This window comes from Methanobrevibacter sp. V74 (assembly GCF_963082495.1).
GTDB lineage: Archaea > Methanobacteriota > Methanobacteria > Methanobacteriales > Methanobacteriaceae > Methanocatella.
Genome location: NZ_CAUJAN010000007.1, coordinates 15,000 through 35,933, shown reverse-complemented (window position 1 = coordinate 35,933; position 20,934 = coordinate 15,000). Strand labels below are relative to the sequence as shown.

The 20,934-nt window shown below is 28.9% G+C and carries 20 protein-coding genes; 4 read left to right on the top strand and 16 right to left on the bottom strand.

Features of this window, described 5'->3' with window-relative positions:
* Positions 1 to 522: 522 nt before the first annotated feature.
* The 4 genes from Q9969_RS10530 to Q9969_RS10515 form a co-directional block, all read right to left on the bottom strand.
* A complete protein-coding gene (locus Q9969_RS10530; RefSeq protein ID WP_305557582.1) occupies positions 523 to 1,602 on the bottom strand; it encodes a hypothetical protein in 1,080 nt (359 codons plus the stop codon).
* Positions 1,574 to 2,593, bottom strand: coding sequence for a hypothetical protein (locus Q9969_RS10525; protein ID WP_305557580.1), 1,020 nt, complete (start codon positions 2,591 to 2,593; stop codon positions 1,574 to 1,576). Before Q9969_RS10525 ends, Q9969_RS10530 begins: the two co-directional genes overlap by 29 nt.
* 617 nt (positions 2,594 to 3,210) lie before the next feature.
* A complete protein-coding gene (locus Q9969_RS10520) occupies positions 3,211 to 3,465 on the bottom strand; it encodes a hypothetical protein (protein WP_305557578.1) in 255 nt (84 codons plus the stop codon).
* Positions 3,466 to 3,723: 258 nt separating this feature from the next.
* Complete coding sequence (locus Q9969_RS10515; RefSeq protein ID WP_305557576.1) at positions 3,724 to 3,978, bottom strand: hypothetical protein; 255 nt, start codon at positions 3,976 to 3,978, stop codon at positions 3,724 to 3,726.
* A 1,012-nt stretch (positions 3,979 to 4,990) separates the two neighbouring features.
* Between Q9969_RS10515 and Q9969_RS10510 the strand changes: the two genes are divergently transcribed.
* Positions 4,991 to 6,223 carry an ATP-binding protein gene (locus tag Q9969_RS10510; protein ID WP_305557574.1) on the top strand — a complete coding sequence of 411 codons (1,233 nt, stop codon included), beginning with the start codon at positions 4,991 to 4,993 and terminating at the stop codon, positions 6,221 to 6,223.
* A 289-nt stretch (positions 6,224 to 6,512) separates the two neighbouring features.
* Here Q9969_RS10510 and Q9969_RS10505 read toward each other — a convergent pair whose 3' ends face one another.
* Together Q9969_RS10505 and Q9969_RS10500 are read right to left on the bottom strand one after the other, a co-directional pair.
* Positions 6,513 to 6,800, bottom strand: a complete 288-nt coding sequence (locus Q9969_RS10505) for a UPF0058 family protein (RefSeq protein WP_305512777.1) — start codon at positions 6,798 to 6,800, stop codon at positions 6,513 to 6,515.
* A 119-nt stretch (positions 6,801 to 6,919) separates the two neighbouring features.
* Positions 6,920 to 7,633: a UPF0280 family protein gene (locus Q9969_RS10500; protein WP_305512833.1), complete on the bottom strand. Its 714-nt coding sequence runs from the start codon at positions 7,631 to 7,633 to the stop codon at positions 6,920 to 6,922.
* Between the two features lie 34 nt (positions 7,634 to 7,667).
* On the opposite strand from Q9969_RS10500, the gene Q9969_RS10495 reads away from it, so the two are divergent.
* Positions 7,668 to 9,047 (top strand): 2,3-diphosphoglycerate synthetase, encoded by a 1,380-nt coding sequence (locus Q9969_RS10495; protein ID WP_305557572.1) that lies wholly within the window; start codon positions 7,668 to 7,670, stop codon positions 9,045 to 9,047.
* A 10-nt stretch (positions 9,048 to 9,057) separates the two neighbouring features.
* Here the strand turns inward: Q9969_RS10495 and Q9969_RS10490 are convergent, their stop codons facing one another.
* The 8 genes from Q9969_RS10490 to Q9969_RS10455 all read right to left on the bottom strand — a co-directional run bounded on the left by Q9969_RS10490 (position 9,058) and on the right by Q9969_RS10455 (position 17,407).
* Entirely contained in the window at positions 9,058 to 9,384 is a 327-nt protein-coding gene (locus Q9969_RS10490) for a zinc-ribbon domain-containing protein (protein ID WP_305512774.1), read from the bottom strand.
* Between the two features lie 8 nt (positions 9,385 to 9,392).
* Positions 9,393 to 9,959: a hypothetical protein gene (locus tag Q9969_RS10485; RefSeq protein ID WP_305557570.1), complete on the bottom strand. Its 567-nt coding sequence runs from the start codon at positions 9,957 to 9,959 to the stop codon at positions 9,393 to 9,395.
* A gap of 199 nt (positions 9,960 to 10,158) precedes the next feature.
* Positions 10,159 to 11,061, bottom strand: coding sequence for an SseB family protein (locus Q9969_RS10480; protein WP_305557567.1), 903 nt, complete (start codon positions 11,059 to 11,061; stop codon positions 10,159 to 10,161).
* A 38-nt stretch (positions 11,062 to 11,099) separates the two neighbouring features.
* Positions 11,100 to 12,659, bottom strand: a complete 1,560-nt coding sequence (locus Q9969_RS10475) for an ATP-dependent DNA helicase (RefSeq protein WP_305557565.1) — start codon at positions 12,657 to 12,659, stop codon at positions 11,100 to 11,102.
* 1,242 nt (positions 12,660 to 13,901) lie between these two features.
* Entirely contained in the window at positions 13,902 to 14,954 is a 1,053-nt protein-coding gene (locus Q9969_RS10470) for a zinc ribbon domain-containing protein (protein WP_305557563.1), read from the bottom strand.
* 1 nt (position 14,955) lies between these two features.
* Positions 14,956 to 15,423, bottom strand: coding sequence for a hypothetical protein (locus Q9969_RS10465; RefSeq protein ID WP_305557679.1), 468 nt, complete (start codon positions 15,421 to 15,423; stop codon positions 14,956 to 14,958).
* Positions 15,419 to 16,411: an AAA family ATPase gene (locus Q9969_RS10460; protein WP_305557560.1), complete on the bottom strand. Its 993-nt coding sequence runs from the start codon at positions 16,409 to 16,411 to the stop codon at positions 15,419 to 15,421. Before Q9969_RS10460 ends, Q9969_RS10465 begins: the two co-directional genes overlap by 5 nt.
* Before the next feature lie 102 nt (positions 16,412 to 16,513).
* Positions 16,514 to 17,407, bottom strand: coding sequence for an SseB family protein (locus Q9969_RS10455; protein ID WP_305557557.1), 894 nt, complete (start codon positions 17,405 to 17,407; stop codon positions 16,514 to 16,516).
* 140 nt (positions 17,408 to 17,547) lie between these two features.
* Between Q9969_RS10455 and Q9969_RS10450 the strand changes: the two genes are divergently transcribed.
* The gene (locus Q9969_RS10450; RefSeq protein WP_305557554.1) at positions 17,548 to 17,829 is read left to right on the top strand and encodes a MarR family transcriptional regulator; all 282 of its coding nucleotides are present in this window, start codon (positions 17,548 to 17,550) and stop codon (positions 17,827 to 17,829) included.
* 375 nt (positions 17,830 to 18,204) lie between these two features.
* Here Q9969_RS10450 and Q9969_RS10445 read toward each other — a convergent pair whose 3' ends face one another.
* Complete coding sequence (locus tag Q9969_RS10445; RefSeq protein WP_305557551.1) at positions 18,205 to 18,414, bottom strand: hypothetical protein; 210 nt, start codon at positions 18,412 to 18,414, stop codon at positions 18,205 to 18,207.
* A gap of 131 nt (positions 18,415 to 18,545) precedes the next feature.
* Positions 18,546 to 19,715 carry a hypothetical protein gene (locus Q9969_RS10440; RefSeq protein WP_305557548.1) on the bottom strand — a complete coding sequence of 390 codons (1,170 nt, stop codon included), beginning with the start codon at positions 19,713 to 19,715 and terminating at the stop codon, positions 18,546 to 18,548.
* 246 nt (positions 19,716 to 19,961) lie between these two features.
* Here Q9969_RS10440 and Q9969_RS10435 point away from each other — a divergent pair, with 246 nt between their 5' ends.
* A complete protein-coding gene (locus Q9969_RS10435; protein WP_305557545.1) occupies positions 19,962 to 20,717 on the top strand; it encodes a V4R domain-containing protein in 756 nt (251 codons plus the stop codon).
* Positions 20,718 to 20,934 lie beyond the last annotated feature (217 nt).

The window sequence follows — 20,934 nt, the reverse complement described above, 5'->3', positions numbered from 1 at the left end:
TATTTTCATGTAATTTTCTAGTTGGTTGTTTGTTCGTTCTAGTTTTTGGTAATGTTCTTTTTTGGGAATGTAAGAATTTTCTGTGGTTTGGGAAAAATTTTTATTAATGTGATTTTTTAAAGCTTTTTCTTGTTTTAATAAATTTATGTAGTTTAATGCTTTTTCATGACTTTGTTAATAAAATATTTTGAAAAATAGTTTATAATACTCAATTAATTCTGCGATAGGCATATGTTGACTAAATCAAATAGAACATAGCTATAAAATCATACATGATCCATACGAACACTATTGAAAATCATAACAAGACGGACAGACAGATTAAATTTGAATTAAAACAATATTAATGATTTACGAATAGTTTCATAAGATATCCGAATGTTATTGAAAAACATTGAATAAAAGGATTTAAAATAAATGAAAAAATCAAAGAAAAGATTCTATCAACTAACTTTGACAGTCCGTTTTCCTTAAAAAAAAAGATTTTTGTGTAATGTATTTTACACAAAAATAAAAACTAGGTTATTTTTTTCTTCTTATTAAAGGAATTGAAATAAGGACTGATAATACAAATAAGAATATTGGATTACCTGTCTTTTTTAGATTCCTTGAAAACTCTTTTTTAATAGTCTTATTGTTTTCAACATTAGGTTTCTCTGGAGGTTTAACTGGAGGTTTTACTGGGGGTTTAACCGGAGGTTCCTCTGGAACGGTAACATTAACAGTAACATTAGCAGTTTTATTAAAAACTCTAACAGTATTATTAATTATGCCTAATTTTTCTACTGTTGCATTAACAAAAAGTTTAAATTCACCATCTGCAGGAATATTAATATTCCAAGTTATTGTGTTTGTTGTATTGTTATATAATCCATTATGAGAAGCACCTTTAAAAACTAATCCTTCACCTAAAGTATCAACAACTAATACATCAACAACCATTGATGTTTTGTTGTTGTTTTTTACTGTTATAGTATAAGATACTGTTGTATTAAGTTTAGGAGCAGTAGTATTTGCTTTTTTAGTTACATTAATCGGCGGTTCATCAGTTATATTTGACTCATTATATGTAAACACTATCAAATCCTGATGGACATCATTTGCAAACTGATAAAAGTTAAATGTTAAATGTTTTTTTGTTAACAAATTAACCGGACCTGTTGCATTTGCATCAGGATATCTAACTCCTCTTTCATATTCATCTAAAGTTTGTTTAATCAACTTATGAGATGAATAAGATTCATTAAATGGAGAAGGTACTAATGCACATCCACTTGTTATATACTGCAATACCCCTTTGAATAAATCTTTACTAATTTTCCCATCAAGAACTCTCTGATAATTTTGAACTATAAAGATTTTCAATAATTCTCCAATAGGTTTGCCAAGGAAATAACCTCCAGAACCAATTAATTTATTTGTGCCAGTCTCAACTATAGGATTTGAAGCAATATTTAGAATTCTTGGTTGTAAACAATAACTTACTGAATTAGTTAAATTTTTTATACTAATCTTCTTACCATCAGTATTATTAATACTTTCTACAATATTTACTGAAGGAAAAGTTATTTCATTAAAAAATATCCGGATATTTTTTTGCATGATTATTTGAAATTGTGGAATTTATTATTTTTACTTCTAAAAGAGGACAATATAAACCTCCACCCATTGTTAAACCGGTTTCATTATAAGTAGAGTTATTTGTTATAATAGTATTTATAATAGTAACTCTTTGTTCTGACCAAATTGCTCCTCCTCTTAGCATTGCCCGATTTCCTTTAAGAACGGAATTATTTAAAACTATTTCTCCACCATGTAATGCAGTGAAAGCTCCTCCAGAAGTTTCATAATCTTCAGAATCCCCCTTCTTATATAGAGCAGAATTATTTATAAATTCTACATGATCCCCATAATAAGAACCTAAATCTCTATCTCCTCTAATATAAATAGCACCGCCAGAATAACGTGCACCATTATTAATATATTTAGAACGTTTATCAAAAATTCTAGATGCAATGTTGTGGACTACACCACCAGTATAGGCAGCTTTGTTGTTAATAAAAGTATTATTATAAAGATACATATCTGAAACAGAAATGAAAATAACACCACCTAAGTTTTGACCACTATTTGAATCAAAAATTGTGTTATTTATATGCAGATAAGATCTTTTTTTATAGTCATTGTTATGAAAGTTGATTGCACTACCTTGAGCACCAGTATTGTTTCTAAATACAGAATCCTTTATAATTGTAGTACCCCCCACTAAATTAAGACACATGTAACTGCTATTTTCAAACAAACAATTTTTAATTGTTATATTTGGATATGAATATGATTCTACAGCAGTTCCAAAATCCTTAAAATTTAAAGAATTTAATACTAAACTTTTATTATTTACAACATTGAATACAGATGAATATTTATTCTTTATATTAACAACATCATCATTATAGGCAGAAATACTTAAAGATTTATCAATTTTCTCAGAAATTGAATAGTCGCCAGCTTTCATTTTAATATTGTCACCATCTTCAGAAATACTAATGGCTTTATTAAAACTACAAGGATTATCCAAATCCGTACCGTTCAAATCATCTGCCCATCAGATGCTACATATATATCTTTAGCACTAACAGCAAACAAACATGATAGTGTTATTAACAAAATAAGACTTATAAATATTATTTCTTGTATTTTAAATTTAATAATACCCCATCCTGTTTTTTTTATTTCGAAATTCATCAATTTCATTCTTTAATACTGACTATCAAAACACAACCCAGTTAATTTAAGAGATAATTTGAAAAATATTTTTTTTTATTCACCTCTGCGTTGGGTTGGGGGGAATTTGTTAGTTGGATCTTTGACCTGTCTATCAGGGTTTCGGTCATTTTTTCTATTTTTTTCTACTAAATTTGATTGTGCTGTGTTTAGTATTCTTTTAACGGCGTCTTTTCTTTCTTTTGGGGTCGTTTGATAAGAGGTCAGGTATGTCTAGTTTTATTAGTTTGAATAAAATGTTGAGATTGGTTTTGTATTTGTGTTTTAAGTTTTTATCTTTGTGTTTTTCTTGTATTTTTTGGTCTGCGTCGAGTTTCATTGCCATTAAGTAATTAAACATGAATATGTTGGCGTAGAAGTCCTTGTTGTATTATTTCTTCTGAGGGTCTGCTGAAGTTTTCTATGTGGATTATGTTTTTTAATCTGTCAAAATTGGTTTCTATTTTCCATCTTTTGTTGTATAATTCTTTTAAATCTTGTGTGGTGAATTTTTCGAATGGTAAATTGCTTGCAAGTATTTCTGTGTATTTTTTTTCCTTTTTTGGTTTCGAGTTCTATTTCTGTTATTCGTATCTCAGCACTTCGTGATTCTAATGCTTTTTTCTTGGTTTCTTCATCATGGAAGTTTTTTGTGCGTATTGAGTTTATTGTGATGTCTATGGTTTCATCGTTGGTTTTCATGTTCTTTCGTTCATGTTGAAAGTCATCTACTCTTAAGCGTATTATGAAATGGGAATTTATACTCATGTGTTTTAGCATTAGTTCAAGAGAGGCATATCCTCTGTCGTAGGTTGTGGATGGTGTTGGTCATATTTATTCTTTGATTTAAATTGTCTAAATGTTTTAATGCTAGTTCTACTTCGTTTATTTTTTTTTACTATTGGTTATTGTAGAAGTTAATATGAAATCTGTTTGTGTATCTGCTTATGCATGAGGACTCTAAAATCTGATTAATTCCTTTTTTAATCTATTGAGGTGAGGATTATTTAATTCTTTTAGTTGTTTTTCTGTGTATCCAATATTTGGTGCATCGCAGATGCTGGTATCACCTGCCAGTATTGAATATCCTTTATAAAGACCAGGTCTATCCGGGTCATTGTAAATTCCGTCGATAAAGTCTTCATTCATGTCTACATAGCAAATATGATTAAGCAATTTTCTTCTTTGAGAAATATCGGATTTAGTTAAAGTCATATTTTTATCCTTCTTATCACTTCTAATAAAATTTTATAGCTTCTACAGCAGTTGTTCGACCACAATCATAGAAAAGATATTTGATTATACTTTCTAAAGTAGTTTTTCGATTTCGAACAAAATGCACTTTTCCATCATCATATTATATAATTTTCGATTTTCATATTTATCTAAGTTTGCCCAAGTTTCATTACAATATTCCATGAAATTTATCATCAAAAACAACTCCTAAATCAAAAAAAATCCAATCATGAAATTCTAAATAACTATTATATAAAAATATAATTTACCAATATTTAATATTAACTGTTGACAATACTTGAAATTAGATATAAAATAATTTAAACTAATTTAAAAACTATTAAAATAATTATGTCTAATTACAAGTAAATTAAATGAATTTAGAACAAAAAAAATAATCAAAAATGAAAAATCAATGAAAAATCAAAAAACCCCCTAAAACAAGTAATAAAATAAAAAATAAACCATATAACATAATATAATATCAAATAAAAGATTTCAATAAGAAAAAATAAGAAAATAAAATAATATAATTAAAAATTAAAAAATAAATTTCTTAAATTAACTGGGTTGATCAAAACATTAATTATATTAATATAATGGCAAACAGCACCCCTAATAAAAGAGAACAAGAATGATTGTACTCTATACCATCAAAATCATTTTTTATAATTATTTTAAAAAAAATAAAATCAACGGTTAAGTTTCAGTGAAGCTAATATACATTTAATATAAAAGGTTCATATAGCAATATGATTTATGAACAATATAAAATTTTCGTTAGTTTCATTCCTTTTAATTCTTTATTTACTAAGGATTTTCATAACATTTTTATTGTTTTGTATATAAGACAATTTATTACTTTTTACTAAAAGTGTTTTTTATAAAGAACATTTCAGTAATTTTTAGTAAAAAGTTTTTTATATGAGACAGATATATAGTTTAATAAGTAAAAGTTTTCTATATGAAACTATTTTATAGGTGAGTATAAATGGTTGAAAGAAAGATGTATATGGATAAAATCGAGAGCTTTATGGATAAAGATTTAATTAAAATAATAACCGGTGTAAGGCGTTCAGGCAAATCCTTTTTCTTAAATTTGATCATTAACGAATTGATTAAAAAAGGAGTTAATAAAGAAGATATTCTTTTAATTGATTTAGAACTTCCAAAATATAACCACATCAATTCAAAAGAACAATTAGATGAAATCGTTTTAGAATTTATCAACAAACAGGAAAATAAAGTTTATTTGTTTTTTGATGAAATACAAAATGTTTCAAAATGGGAAATTAGTATAAATAGCTATTTTAAATTGCCAAATGTTGAAGTTTATATTACAGGATCAAATTCAAAATTATTATCCAGTGAACTTGCAACTTATCTTACAGGCAGATATGTTTCGATTGAAATGTACCCTTTTTCATTTAATGAATTTATTGAATATAAGAAGGAGCTTAATGAAAAACCTATGATGAATAATGAGTTGAATAGTGAAATTGAGAATTATTTTGATGAATATTTAAATTATGGCGGTTTTCCAGTAGCCATTGCAACAAACACTAATAAGGAAATAATACTGAATGATTTATATGCATCGATAGTTTTACGAGACATCGTTGAACGCTATGAAATTAGAAATATTGGATTATTTAATAGGATTATAAAGTTCTTAATTAGTAATGTTGGTAATTTAATATCCGTTAATTCATTATATAGATATTTAAAACATGAAAAATTGGAAATAGGAAAAGCAACAATTTATAATTATCTAAAATATTTAGAAGATGCTTATATTTTATCAAAAATATCTCGTGAGGACATATTAGGAAAAAAAGAAATCACCGGTTCAGAAAAATACTATTTAATAGATCAAGGTTTTTATAAATCCAAATTAGATGAAAAACAGCAAAATATTGGAAGAATTATTGAAAATATAATATATCTGGAATTAATTAGAAACGATTATAAAGTTACAATCGGATATGTTAATGATTTGGAAATAGATTTCATATGCAGAAAGGATGGTAAAAAAATCTACATTCAGGTTGCTTATATTTTAAATGATGTGAAAACACTTAATCGTGAATTTAAACCATTAATGAAAGTTAAAGACAATTATCCTAAATATGTTTTAACTATGGATAAATTTAATCATTCTAGAGATGGAATAGACCATATAAATATAATTAATTTCTTGAGAAATTCAGAAGAAATTCTTTAAATGTTTATGATTTGGAAACTGAGGATTACATTTATTTTTATATACCTAATTCCTAGAAACTTAAGGTTTTTCCTGATGAAATTTTCTATTATCCTCATTATTTAATAACACAGTTATATTATGTCCATATTGAATTTGAATTTTCCAAATCCTATGCTTTGTTAATGCCATAATGACAATTGGACATTGCTACTACATGATGATGAATAAATGAATTGAAATCAGCAACATCTGCTAAAACTAATCCTAGCAGATTCGCTGAATTAAAAAAAAACAAAGGTAGTAAAAGTTATGGTGCATTAAGTTCCTTTTGTGATCTAATAACTAAATCATTTAAAGAATTGCGAACATTATTAGGGATAGGATTATCCTCCCTTTCAGCTATTATTTCAGAAATAATCTTACATAAAACAAAAATAGCATATTTATGTTCCGCTTTAGTTTTGTGAATATGATGTGGGCTTATTTTTAGGGAAATGTATTCGCTACAGTCATTTTTTATTTGGTCATCTTCCGCTAAATATTTTAAAACATATACCAAGAATTGGTGCATTTGTATCATTTCGTCTTTATACATAGATATCTAACCCTTATTTAACTAATTTCAATTAGTTAAAAAATTAACTCCATTAATAATATAAATTAATATTAAGATTTAATCATATTTAAATATTGCATTGTGTTATCAATCTATTTTTAACAGGTGTCAAAATTTTTAGTCTCTACCATATTAGGCAACCTACCTACAGTTGCCACTTTATCATCAGATATGATTAAAACTCCATCAAAAAATTCTTTATATAAATCGGTAGTTTCTAAAGCATTTGTCAATTTATCCTCACTACTCCCACCACAAACATCATTGGCAATTCTAGTTGCAAGAGCATCTGAAAGTGATGGGGAATTCGATAAAACCGTAACACTATCTGAAGAGCCAAAACTAATTGAATGGCCGATTTTACCTGAAGAAGTACATATTCCCAAGGGATATTTTCTTCTTTTAATCTCAAAAGCAATATCATTGCCTAAAATCTTATTTCCAGAATAAATGCCGCACAATACTTTTTTATTGTTTATAAGTGCAATATCCCCACCGTTTTCTACAATAGAGAATTTTGATTTTCTTTCCATTAAATAATTAAGTGACAGTTCAGATATTGTACCTGCAACACATGCCATAGGACCGACATCCGCCAAGTTAGATGATTCATACATTTTTTTAATAATTAATGGCAAATTATTGTTTTTTAATTTGATTGGCTCTAATGTATATAAAAAATCAGGATTGTGATTAATATATACCTTTAAATCAGCACGGAGAGAATAAATATAATGTTTCAGGTTGTGATTTGCCAAATCACTTGTCAACCTGATATGAGTTTCGCCAATGTCAATATTCATAATAATAATTAAACTTTTATTTATTAATAATTATAGTATAATTATGAAATCTCTAACTAAAATGCTATGTTTAGTTGACGGCGAACATTATCTTCCAGTCACACAAGAAGCAATAGATACATTAAATGATCTAGATCATATTGATGTCGCAGGTGCTGTTTTTATTGGAGGAACAGAAAAACTAAGAGATGATTCAGAAGAATCATACTCTGAAAAGTTAGGCATTCCAGTTCAATTTGCAAAAGATAAAGATATTCCCTATGACATTATTGTAGAAATGATAAGAAAATATGATATTGAAACTGTTTTTGATTTAAGTGATGAACCTATACTCGATTATCCTAAAAGATTTAAAATTGCATGTAAAGTTTTAAATGAAGGAATAAGTTATGAAGGACCTGATTTTAAATTTGAACCGCCAACACAATATGATGTTATGAAAAAAGCATCAATTACCATACTTGGAACCGGAAAAAGAATAGGCAAAACCGCCGTATCCGGATTCATATCCAGATTAATTGATAAAAACGGTTATGAACCATGCGTAATTGCAATGGGTCGAGGGGGACCTGAAGAGCCTGAAATTGTACATGGTGAAGAATTAGAAATCAATGCCGAATTTTTACTTGCACAATCTAAAAAAGGAGTTCATGCAGCTAGTGATCACTGGGAAGATGCGCTGATGAGCAGAATATTGACCATCGGTTGCAGACGTTGCGGTGGAGGAATGGCTGGTGAAGTATTCCTAACCAATATGAAAAAAGGAGCCAAATTAGCTAATGAAGTCGATGCTAAATTCGCTATTTTTGAAGGAAGCGGAGCAGCAATACCTCCAATTAAAACAAATAAACAAATTACATTAATTGGAGCAAATCAACCTATTAAAAACTTAACCAATTATTTTGGACCATATAGAATTGCACTTGGAGAATTAGTTATTTTAACAATGTGTGAAGAACCGATGTGCAGCAATGAAAAAATAAAAGAAATTGAAGAGTTTGTAAGTGAAGTTAACCCAAATGCTACTGTAATATCAACAGTATTTAGACCTAAGGCACTTGATGATATTAGTGGCAAAAAGGTATTATTTGCAACAACAGCTCCTGAAGAGGTTAAAGGCAAATTAGTAGCTTACCTAGAGGACAACTTTGACTGTAAGGTTATTGGAACAACAGCGCACTTATCAAACAGACCATTATTACGTGAGGATATGGAAAAATATATGGATGAAGCAGATGTAATGTTAACTGAGCTTAAAGCTGCTGCAGTAGATGTTGCAACTAAGGATGCAATAGAGCATGGGCTAGAAGTAGTCTACTGTGACAATATCCCCATACCAATCGATGATTCATATCCTGATTTAACTGAATCCGTACTTGAATTAGTAGATTCAGCAATTGATGATTTTAATAAATCATCATGATTTCTCTTTTTTAACCCCTCATTATAATAAATGACAAGATCCATACGATTACTGAGATTATTAGTACATATTTTCCATGTTTCTTAGCTTTTTGAGAGTCTTTTCTTGTAATAAGATATATTCCAGCAATTAAACCTATTAATGGAATTAAAATACTGAAAATATACCCAATAACGATTGCTGCTTTATGCTCATTTTCAACAACAGGTGGGACTTGCTGAGTTGCATTTTCAGTTGTCTGTCCTGTATTAGAATTTTTTAAATTTTCACCGCAACTTTTACAAAATTTCGCATCATCTATAAGTTCTTCTCCACATGAAGGACAATATTTTGACATTTTTTCACCTATTTAAATAATTTATTAATCAATTCTTCTTCATTTCTGTAGAAATTAAGCTTTAATAGTCTTTGTAAGGTATCTGGTGCTCCCACCAATTCCAACATTTGATCCCATGGTATAAACACTTTTTTAGCATCTTGTTCATGACATAATTCCAATGTTTTCGGCAAATTACCTTTACTTGAATCTGTGAGTATAACTGTAGCATCATCTAAACTTTCATTCCGTTTAATGGATTCATTAGAAACAGTTTCTGCAATATTAAAATTACAACTTTCATCTCCACCCATTAAATTATCAATCTTCACTTCATTATTTACAACACTATATTTGTAGACATCGCCATCAATAAAATAAACATCACCGATTTCACAGACAACATCAAAAAGAGAAATAAATGAGTCACTAGACGGTTCCTCTTCTTCATTATCTTCTGAAAAATCAGGATAAACATAACCTGAGGCATCTGCATATGTAGCTTGACCGGCGATAATTTTTAAAAGGCGAATAATCTCTTTATTTTGATTTTCAATATTTTTATTAATTCTAATTAACTCAGATAATTCGGACATAATAAATAATTTAAATAATATGATTATTATAATTTTTTAATTGGAAGAATCCCTCCATAAAAAATAGCATGCAAAACATCAGAGATTCCTTTTGACCATCACAAGTTACATGGACTGTATGTGTTAACAATCCCATATTATAATTTAAAGAGAGTAGGATAAATATTTTTTGATATGCATCCAATACAATATTGCATTATCATAATAAAAACATGTAATAAATTGAATCCGCCAATCTTTCATCATTAGCAAATTTTTCAAATCCAAGGGAGTATTTAAGAAGTGTTGATCTTGTAATTAAAACACTATCACTATCCGGATTTAAAACAATCCCATCCATATCTTCACATAAAACAAAATTAACCAACATGGCTAGATTAATTACTTGGGAATACTTAAATTGATTAGTTTTAACAAGTTTTAATTTATCTTCACTTGAAAATATAGTAGCATAAACTCCACCAACATTGTCGCAGTACATCTGTGCAAGTGGACCTGAATCCATCATAGAAACAATGCCAATTTTAGCTTTTGAACTTAAATCAACATCACTTACCATTAATGTTAATAATGTTGAATTAGCTAGCTTATCAAACAAAGCTTCATAGTTCCCTATATTATTTGGATTTGAGATAAACTCCTCTAAGCCAGCATTATCAATATTATCTTTTAATTGTTTAATTTCCTCTTTAGAGTAAGTACTGGTATTGTAAAAATTAGTTTTCGGAATGTGCTTAATATCTAAGACAAATTCCTTATCAAAAACATATTTCTCAGTTGCAGGATTTAAAATATATCCTTCAATGTTACTTGTTTTTAAAATGTTTTGATACAATTCAAAGGAATTCTGCAATAATTCTATATCCTCTTCATCCTTAAAGAATTTATGAAACTCATCAGAGCCTGTAAAAAGTGGAGTAAGACGATGGTCATCATCTTCATAGATTATAAAATTCAGATTCGAATCGTCTCTTTTTGCTGGGATAAATAAATTCGAATATCTAAATTCATTTATTAATCTTAAAGTTAATTCATTTGTTAATTCATTATTGTTTAAGTAGATATCTTCTAAAACTACTCGTAAATGCTTGTGATTAGTCATTAAAATTATATTGTACAATACAATATTTAACAATATCCTTAGATAATTAAATCTTTAAATTCCTTAGGCATGAATTTATCATTTTTAACGAAGTCTTTAATCCTTGAGTCTATAAAATATGTCTTACAATAATCATCGTGAAATCTCATTCCTCTACCATATGTTTGAATTAAAGCTAAAGCCGTCTTATAGTTATACCACTCCCCATCAGCATTTGCTCTTAGGCGGATTTGCTTATCGGCCAAATCCGGATAAGGCAGCTTGTAAATTATTTGAAAACTACATAACTCACCAGGCAAATCCACTCCCTCATTCATTGAAGGAGATATTAATACTAAGGAATCATTACTATTTTTAAATCTATTAAGTTGGTCTATCCTATTTTGAGTGTTGTGGTCAATCAATCTTTGATTGTCCAAATTATTAATCAAATAATCTTTACAGGTATTGCTTACTGTGTGTATTATTCCTTTTTCATTTTTGTGCATATCTAAAATAGATTTAATAATGCCGATTGTTTTTGGGGCGTTTTTCCCAATGGATTTGTGAGATAAATTAATGCCTTCAAATGTTTTTATTGGATTTTTTTTCATATCAAAAGGACTTTTACGTCTTATTGGATATATTTTGCTTTCTTGAATTCCAAGACACTTTGAAAAGAATTTATAATCAAGTATTGTGGCACTCATAAAAATACATACTTCACCAAATCTTAATATATTGTTTTGAGCATAATTATCAATTTTTAATGGCTTGAATTCGATTATTTTATAATCATGATTATAATCAAATATCCAACTATACGGATCATGAGAAATATTTTCAACTAAACGCCTGCAATCGTTGATTTCTTTTTTGATAAATGATTTTTTCTCGATTAAGTGAGGCCTATCAATAAATTTGATTTTATCATATTCTTTTTGATAATTGTCACAAATCTCCAAGATAAACTGAATCCACACATCATAATCCCCATTGTCAAGTTGATAGAGAAGTTCATCTGTAATGTCAAAATTTAAGTAGTTTTTTAAATCATCAATTGAAAATTCAAGTGTTAATTGACTCATTAATGTATCTTCCAAGTTATGTGCTTCATCACAGATCAATAATTCCCTTTTAGTGAAATCTCCAACATAATTAAGTTCTAAAAACATGTAAAAATAATTAGAAATAACTTTTTTTGAATTTAAAGCAGCGGTTTTTTGATAGTGATAATCACAAGTGGATTTAGTATTATCACATGAAAATTCTTCAAGAAGACATTTGCCTTCATCACAAGATAAAGTTGAATCCTGTTGGCATCTGAAGTTAGATCTTCCTTTAACAAGCTTCAAATTATTAAAATCATCCACATATTGGTCTTGCAATTGTTTTGTGACAGTCAGTATGTATGATGAATCATACATTGATGATAATGTATAAGCTATTGCTGATTTACCTGTTCCAGTTCCAGCTTCAAGAATGATATATTTAAAACCCTTATCTATTGCATTAACAATTTCAGAAATGGTTTCTAATTGATCCGCTCTTGGATTTTTGAATGGGAAGTGCTTTTGAACTTCAGGATTTATTTTTGAATAATTACTATACTGCCACATTGTTATAATTATTTAACAGTATAAATATAACTTATTTAACCAAGAGCATTTGATTAGTATGTGCGACGGGATAGGGTCTCCTTTTTCCCTACTCTTGTATCAGTGAGACACTTCTTGTATGAAGTTGTTTTAATCCCTGTTGTGTTGGGATTTCCTCCTGTGAAATTCTTAGCTTGGTAACGAGCCTAAGAAGTTGCATGAGCAAAATGTCTAATGAAACACTAGTATCCAGTGTTGTCAGGGCTAGAGGAAGAATAAGAATGGTTAATTAAAGTGAACGAATGCAAGCATCGTGACAAATGACGATAGGTAGGATACAAAGCACTATAAAGAGTGCTACTATCGATTGCAATTAGGAAATAAGTACTTTACTTATGCTTATAACGCACAACCCGTAGAATTGCCGGTGTAAAGTTCGGACCTTACCTTATTCGTATCTGATGGGAGATTAACCCGGTAAGCCATTTGAAGTCCTAAAAGAAGACTCTTTTTTTTTAGGTAAGCGGATTGCGAATGAAGTGGAATTCTTCAGGTGGTAGAGGATTTTGAAAAAAGCGAAAGCCGTTAATTATCGAAAGATAGCAGGAAAACAGGGAAATTATTAACTGTGAACGGATACCTGCCCTTTTGTGGTAGGCATGGAAACATGGCTAACTTTCAAAGAGTAGACAACGTGTAAATAAAACTATTAATGTTTGTTTGTTAAAAGGATGGTGATAAAGTTGAGTTATGCTCAAAACAACATTGTTTTAGAGTCCACAACATCATACGCTACGATATGGTCTGATACTGATTGGAAGAAGACCTATAAGTATGTAAATAAACAAAGATTTAGGATATTTCGTGCCGAAAGTGAATATTTTCAGATAAAGGTCTATTTGAGCCGTATGTATCGAAAGATACACGTACGGTTCTCGAGAGGGTGCGGATGAGTAATCATCCAATCCTATCTAACTTGTGCAACAAGCTAGATCCTATTTCCCATTGAAATTCATTCGTATCCTAGGCAGGCAAACTTGGCAATCCTCACAAGATTTCACAACAATTTTGTGAGTAGGCGAATTATAAATGAATCCTAAATCATTAGAATGCAGAGGATGATAATTGAACTTTCGGATAAAGTTCTGCATGATTCCTATGTTCTGAAACAGATATGCACGGTTCTCAGGCGATTGCAGACGAGCAATCGTCCAATCTTATCCGACTGTTATACTCCCCAATAGGCCCTAAGCATTATCATTTTTACGAGTAACTTTTAACTGAATTAATCAAGTCATCCATTTCACCAATTAGATTATCCACATCTTCCTTGTTAGATAAGTTCTCATTTAAAACTAATTCATTTGAAAGAGCATCTAATTTATCATTGATTTCATCTAAAATAGTGATTTTAGACTTAATTTCCCCTGCAATTCTGGCGGAATATTCATCAGCCAGTTCAATCATTGTTAAAGCTGATTTTAAATTCCTGTTAAACATCACTTCCGATTTATCAACACCACCAATAAAGCGAGTATATGTAAGTTGTGGCGGTTCAAATCTTTTTTCAATTAAATCACGAACATATTCATCTTTTAATTTAAATTTATGGTTTAAATCATCAAGCTGTTTTTTATACTGTGAATATTCTGGAATGATTTCTTTTTTAGGTTGGAATTCTGGCTTTTGAGTGAATGCTTCTTTTTTAGCTTCCGCTTTTTTAGGTGAAGCTTCAGGATTTGGATTTGTGAACTTATGGATTCCATAACCTATTGGGAATGCCGGAATTTCAAATATAACTCCAAATACTACTGCTGCAAATAAAGAAGGCACATCAGTTGTAAAAGACATTATGAAAAATAGTATAAATACAATATGGGAAATTATTTTTGTTTTAGATAATGCATATTCGCCTTGTTTATTTTGCCAGAAAAATAATAAATGGTCTAAATCAATTCCTAAACCATAATCATTATTAGCAATTATCGCATTTGAAGGATCCCCAATGATGTTTCTTATATACTTACCTAATTGATATATGAAAACCCCCAATATTGCTGCAAAAACAATGACATCTAGTGAGTATGGTGGAACTAATACTATAAGTGAAAAAATTAAAAAGACAATAATTGAGATTACTTTAGCCTTTGAGATAACATAATATCCATCATAGTATTCATAAAAAAGCAAATGGGCAATAGAATTATCTTTTTTTACTATCCAATTTTTATTTCCAAATGATTGTGAATGACAATATGGACAGTAATTTACACTATCATCAACATTTTTTCCACAGTTATTGCAAATCTTATCCATTCTAATCCTCAACTAAAAAATCTTCATAAGTTAAAGTATTTAATTCCTCATCAGTTATATCTTCCTGTAGTACTAGGCGATTTGCTTGAGCAGTTATTACTTCTTCAAAGAAATTGCGAACAACTCTGCCATTAGCAAAGTTTTGAGGTTTATTTTCACACATCTTATCAAAATATTGAATTGCATAATCCTCAGCAGATTTCTCCAACAATAAATTAGCTTCATCACACATCAATTTAAATATATCATACAGTTCCTCTGCATTATAATCATCAAAGTATATGAACTTATTAAATCTTGACTCCAAACTGGGATTTGAATGTAAGAATCTATCCATTAGCTCAGGATAACCTGCTACAATTACAATTAAATCATCACGATTATCTTCCATTGATTTTAGAATTGTATTTATCGCTTCTTTTCCATAATCATTCTCTGAAGTTGAAGCAAGTGAATATGCCTCATCAATAAATAATATTCCCCCCCATTGCCTGGTCGACTACATCCCTTGTTTTAATGGCGGTTTGACCAATATAACCGCCAACAAGACCAGATCTATCCGTTTCAATTAAATGACCTTTAGATAAAAGTCCAATTTCATGATAAATTTTTGAAAGCAATCTTGCAACGGTTGTTTTGCCTGTTCCCGGATTTCCACTAAATACCAACTGAAGACTCATTGAAGATTGCTTAATTCCCCGGTCCTGCCTTAATTTTCTAATTTGAACAAGATTTATTAATGAGTTAACATCTTTTTTAACTTTTTCAAGACCTATCAGTTTATTTAACTTATCCAGGTATTCCTGAAGTGAGTGCTTTTCCCCTTCAACTTTCCCAGGCAAGTTTTTTGGAATATAGTTGCAATCTTCATCATCTTCAGACAAATAATCTCCCAAAAAATCTTTCAGGTTTTTAATGTATGAATTGTATTTTTCAACCATGACATGGTCTAAATTCCCATCAACAGTGATGAAGAACTTTCCAAGAAATTTATAAGAGTTAAACAATTCATTGCATATTTTAACACTCCACATATCAAAGTTTTGGGCAAATAAGTCAAGTTCATGTAAGCATTCAAATGACGGAGGCAAATCATCTATTTCATCATCAGTTAAGTTTAAGATATCCTCTATTGTATAATTAGAATTTAACAGCTCATTTATAAAATTAAGCTCATTATCAGTTATTACTTCATCGCCTAAGCCCAAATAACTAAAATATTTAAACAGGTCATCTAAAACCATGATTTCAAGCGATGAGTTTAGTGATTTTATTTGTGGACAGTAATCTTTAACTAAATCAATATCCAGAGTTTTAATTAAAAATGTTACATCAGATAAATGATTTTTTAAAAAATCCATGTTAAGTTTATCAGTTTTGTCCCCACATTCAGGACAAAGATCCTTTGAGTTATCTAAAACTTTCCCGCATTTTGTACAAATTGTCCACTCAATCATAATATCATTATGTCCACTTTATTAATTATACCCAATTGCCGATTGACTATTTAAGCATAACCTAATTAATTCTATAAAAGAGATATTATTTATAAATTGTGTTTAAATTATAAAAGCATAATGAAGTCCGTATCGATATTTTGGATTATCAATTAAATCCTTGTGGTTGCAATATATATCAAGTAAAATATTTCTTGGAACATAATAGTCATCTAAAGCAGGATTTATAATTATTCCATCCAAGTCATTCATTAATATATATTCAAATAAGTTTTTCAAGCTTGCAATTTGATAATAATAGTAAAGTCCTGAATTTTCATCATAAGTGCCTTTAATTGCATCTAAGCTTGTAAACAACACTCCGTATTTTTCAACACCTGATGTTTTAACACTTAAATCAAATCCTCCAACGTCCAAAGTCACTAAAACTCCATCAAATGCATATGAACTTAAATCATTATGACTTGATACGACATTCAATAAAATAACATCTTTAAGTTTATCAATGAATCCGGTGAAGTTGTTGAAATTAGAATCATTTTGAATGAACTTTAACAATTCCTCATTTTTAACTTCACGCGAAATATTTTTAAGTTCATAAACATCACAAACTTCATCTTCAAGCTGACTGCTTTTTTCTTTAAAGTTAAGCATTAAATCACGGGGAATAAAAAAACTATCATCGTATGGATCAATTACCGCACCTTCAAAATCAAGTTCCAAGATAATATCCGCATAATAACTAATTCCATTAGCAGTTAATTCATTATCCCCACTGTAATTTTCTTTTGAACTGTAAAGTGGCAATATTTTTATACCTTCCTTAGATTCCAGGTGTTCAAAAATGATATGATCATCCTCATGTATTGCTGGAATATATAATTTAGAAACCTCCAACTCCAAAACCAGATTTTCAAGCAAATCCTGTGGAGGTTCATTATTTGTATTGAGGAAATTATTAATCCCCTTAATTGTTGTCATTAAATGTGTATTCATTTTTTAACCCTTATTATATATTTTAAAAGAATATTGTTAATAAAAATTTATATATATTAATAATATATTAATAATCTATTTAATATTTATTCACTATAAAGTAACTAAAAATGTTATTAACCTAATATAAACCATATTATATGGTAAATAACATTACCCATGACGAAATGTGGGATTTAATAGGATTTGTAAAAGTTTCAAAAAATCGTTTGCTAACTTTAAAAACATTAGAAAATCGTTTCTTAATGCCCTCTGAAATTTCAAAACTTACAGGTATCCAAACCACACAAATTTCATACACACTCCAAGATTTAAAAGACAAAAATCTTGTAGAATGTAAGAATGAAACTGCCCACAAAGGCAGAATCTATCAAAATACTGAATTAGGATTAACAGTACTGAAAATACTGGAGGATATGTAAAATTCTCTAAAGTATTTACTAGGTATATTTTCTATTGTTTTTTATTTAAGATATCTTTTTTAATAGAGTATTAATAAGAAAATAGCAATTTAGCTATTAATTAAAAACATTTTAATAAAATTTCTCTAACTTTAAATTTGATTCCCAATTGATAAAGTAGATATATACTTCTACTATGTAAATAGTAAATGAGCCATCAATCATCAAAATGACTCGGCATATTTATGCTCAAGAATTAACTCATCAATTGTTTTTTAAAGCAATATTGTTTCTAAGGAATTCGAATCTTAAAAATTTGACCATTAAGATTTTCATCAACCCCTTCAGGATAATCATAGTCTTCCATGCAATCTAAATCTTCTTCATCTCTAAACTTTAATTCATATCAGCAAAATATATCTCTTCTAAACGAAGATCCGCCAGAGATGGTCCAAAATCAAAGTCATCATAAACCTCCTCAGAAATCAACATATCTAATCCATCAATTTCATCCACATCTTCAATTATCTGTGAGAAAAATACTTGTTCATATTCATCTCTTTCTTTAATAAACTTTTCATCATGGTTATTTTCTCTACTACTCATCGTTACCATCCCTTTTTTAATTTACATCAGGGAACACATTTAACATTTGCATCCTCAATTTACAGACGCCTCTATGGATTTACCATTGAATTTTTAAAAAATCAAAAATTAGGGTCATGCTGTGCTGACTCTTATAATTGCGCTTTAATATGAATGGCTCTGACTGATTCCCGGTTTTTAGTTTTATCAAATGATTTTTCAGTAAAAAATGATACATATTGACCTAAACTAGCTTTCCCCTCTTTAAACTCATAAACGTTAAAGTAAACAGATTCATTATCATCAGAGGTAATGAATCCGGATTTGCCATGTTCAAAGATTTTAGTAACTGTGCCGTATTGTAATTTCTTGTCTTTAAATTTAAACTCAGTCCAGTAATCTTTGATTTCACGTTCCAATACTTTTTTATCCAAATGTTCATCTTCAATCAATAAATCTCCAATATCCTCAGGCACTTTAGAGTCATTTTCCATTTTAATAGCATAGAATAACTCAATGTGCTTATGGGCAATATCAGGATTTATGTCTTTAAGGATTTTATAAGCCAAATAATACAAGTTAACTTTAATTCTAATTGGATCATTTGTAAGAACCGCATCGCAGAGATATTTTTGGGCTTTTTTACAATCCTTCAGAATATAATAGTTTTCAGCGATTTCTTTAAAGACAAACCAATCTTTTTTAACTTTTAAAACTTCATTTAAGTAGATTAATGCTTCTTTATTTTTAAATAATTCTTTTAGTGATTTGGCTATTCTCCAACGATACCAAATATCGCTGTTGTTGGTGTACTTGTTAAGTGATGAAAGTGCCTCTTTTGAAACTTCAATACACCTTTCAAAGTCATCACATTCAAAGTAGGACTTGGTTGCGTAATCGAAGTATTTTTCCTTTCTAGACCTAAATACCCTATCGTCTTTTTCATACCTATTTTGGTCTAATAAGCTAGAGTCGATTTTTTCCAACCAAACGATTAAAGTATAATAATCCTTTTGAGCATATAGATAATCTAAAACTTTGAAAACAGAGAAAGTATAGGCGCAAACCGATTTTTTGGTTAAATCTTCTTGTTCAATTAACTCGGTAACGGTTTCAGCCGCTTGGAAAAGTTTATCCTCATCCTCACAGTCCTTAATGTATATCTGATATAAAGACCAGCTGTAAAAAATCTTATCCCATTCATTTAAATTTTCAGGATTTTCAATGAAATGTTTTTCATAAATATTTAAAGCATCTTCATAATTTTTAGATTGGTATGCTTTTTTTGCTTCATTTAATTCTTTTCTGATATTTTTGGTCATGGTTATCACATTAAATGTTTGATATATATTGTTTGTGGTTTTATGATATATAAATGTATATATTATCTTCTAGTTAAAATTAACTAGCGAAAATTAATTGAAAATTAGTTTTAGACACTGAAAATAATTAAAATTTAATGAAACTAATTTAAGGTAAGTATAAATACAACAACTCTTATTATATTAGGTTAAACAAAATATTTAAATTTGAAATGTCAAATTATATGTAAGGAGGAAGTAACTTGTATGAACCCCTCAAATTTAAATCAAATCCCAGTTGATGAAAATAAACCCGATAAGGATTTTATTGACATTGATATCCTTAAAAGCCCAATGAAATACGAAATATTATCCCTTTTAAATGATAATGAAATGAGCTTTGAAGACATTGTTGAAAACACCTCAAAATCTAAAACCAGCATCTCAATTCACCTTAAAAGTCTACGTGAAATAGGTCTTGTTGACTTTAAACTGAATCCGAATGACAATCGGAAAAAAATCTTTTTTATAAATACAAAAACATACAATAAAGCAAAAAAAATATCTGAAAATAAAATGGAAGAGATAATAGAAGAATTTATAAAAAATGAAGATCTTAAAAGTAATATTAAGATTATAACCACACTAAAGGCTATTCTTCACTTATATAACATTGAAATCAGCCCTGTTTTAAAATCAATTGGAAATTATATGGGAAAAGAATTATCCTTACAATTACACGAGGAGGATTTGAAAAAATATACAGAAAACATCAAACGGCACTGGTATGAAAATAAGCTGGGAGAATTGAATTTCAATATAGATGAAGATATTAAAATAACTTGTAAAAATTGCTTTGAATGTAAAAATACACCAATTACAGGAAAATCCAGCTGCGATATTGTAAATGGAATCTTTAAAGGACTTTTTGAGAATTACTTTAATTTTAAATTAAAAATCATTGAAAGCAAATGCTATTCAATGGGAGATGATGAATGTTTATTTGAATTAACCCCCTATTGAATTATTTTGTTTATCCTAAATTATTTCGATGAAAAATCATTATATATACTTTAAATTGAATAACTGATTAATGTGACAATATATCTATTGCGTTAGAATATGTAAACAAACATACTCCTCCCAATGTATTACATATTTCACATATGAATGAGAGGCACTTGAAAAAGTCCCCCTCATTTTTTCAAAGTTATCCCATGAATAGATAACATCTGATGGC

Bases quoted from the DNA above. Each gene is read 5' to 3' on its own strand.
- Q9969_RS10475 (WP_305557565.1), bottom strand. From the start codon at position 12,659: ATGTGGCAGTATAGTAATTATTCAAAAATAAATCCTGAAGTTCAAAAG.
- Q9969_RS10455 (WP_305557557.1), bottom strand. From the start codon at position 17,407: ATGAATACACATTTAATGACAACAATTAAGGGGATTAATAATTTCCTC.
- Q9969_RS10450 (WP_305557554.1), top strand. From the start codon at position 17,548: ATGGTAAATAACATTACCCATGACGAAATGTGGGATTTAATAGGATTT.
- Q9969_RS10480 (WP_305557567.1), bottom strand. From the start codon at position 11,061: ATGACTAATCACAAGCATTTACGAGTAGTTTTAGAAGATATCTACTTA.
- Q9969_RS10460 (WP_305557560.1), bottom strand. From the start codon at position 16,411: ATGATTGAGTGGACAATTTGTACAAAATGCGGGAAAGTTTTAGATAAC.
- Q9969_RS10520 (WP_305557578.1), bottom strand. From the start codon at position 3,465: ATGAAAACCAACGATGAAACCATAGACATCACAATAAACTCAATACGC.
- Q9969_RS10505 (WP_305512777.1), bottom strand. From the start codon at position 6,800: ATGTATAAAGACGAAATGATACAAATGCACCAATTCTTGGTATATGTT.
- Q9969_RS10515 (WP_305557576.1), bottom strand. From the start codon at position 3,978: ATGACTTTAACTAAATCCGATATTTCTCAAAGAAGAAAATTGCTTAAT.
- Q9969_RS10530 (WP_305557582.1), bottom strand. From the start codon at position 1,602: ATGCAAAAAAATATCCGGATATTTTTTAATGAAATAACTTTTCCTTCA.
- Q9969_RS10510 (WP_305557574.1), top strand. From the start codon at position 4,991: ATGGTTGAAAGAAAGATGTATATGGATAAAATCGAGAGCTTTATGGAT.
- Q9969_RS10495 (WP_305557572.1), top strand. From the start codon at position 7,668: ATGAAATCTCTAACTAAAATGCTATGTTTAGTTGACGGCGAACATTAT.
- Q9969_RS10435 (WP_305557545.1), top strand. From the start codon at position 19,962: ATGAACCCCTCAAATTTAAATCAAATCCCAGTTGATGAAAATAAACCC.
- Q9969_RS10440 (WP_305557548.1), bottom strand. From the start codon at position 19,715: ATGACCAAAAATATCAGAAAAGAATTAAATGAAGCAAAAAAAGCATAC.
- Q9969_RS10445 (WP_305557551.1), bottom strand. From the start codon at position 18,414: ATGAGTAGTAGAGAAAATAACCATGATGAAAAGTTTATTAAAGAAAGA.
- Q9969_RS10470 (WP_305557563.1), bottom strand. From the start codon at position 14,954: ATGGATAAGATTTGCAATAACTGTGGAAAAAATGTTGATGATAGTGTA.
- Q9969_RS10490 (WP_305512774.1), bottom strand. From the start codon at position 9,384: ATGTCAAAATATTGTCCTTCATGTGGAGAAGAACTTATAGATGATGCG.
- Q9969_RS10485 (WP_305557570.1), bottom strand. From the start codon at position 9,959: ATGTCCGAATTATCTGAGTTAATTAGAATTAATAAAAATATTGAAAAT.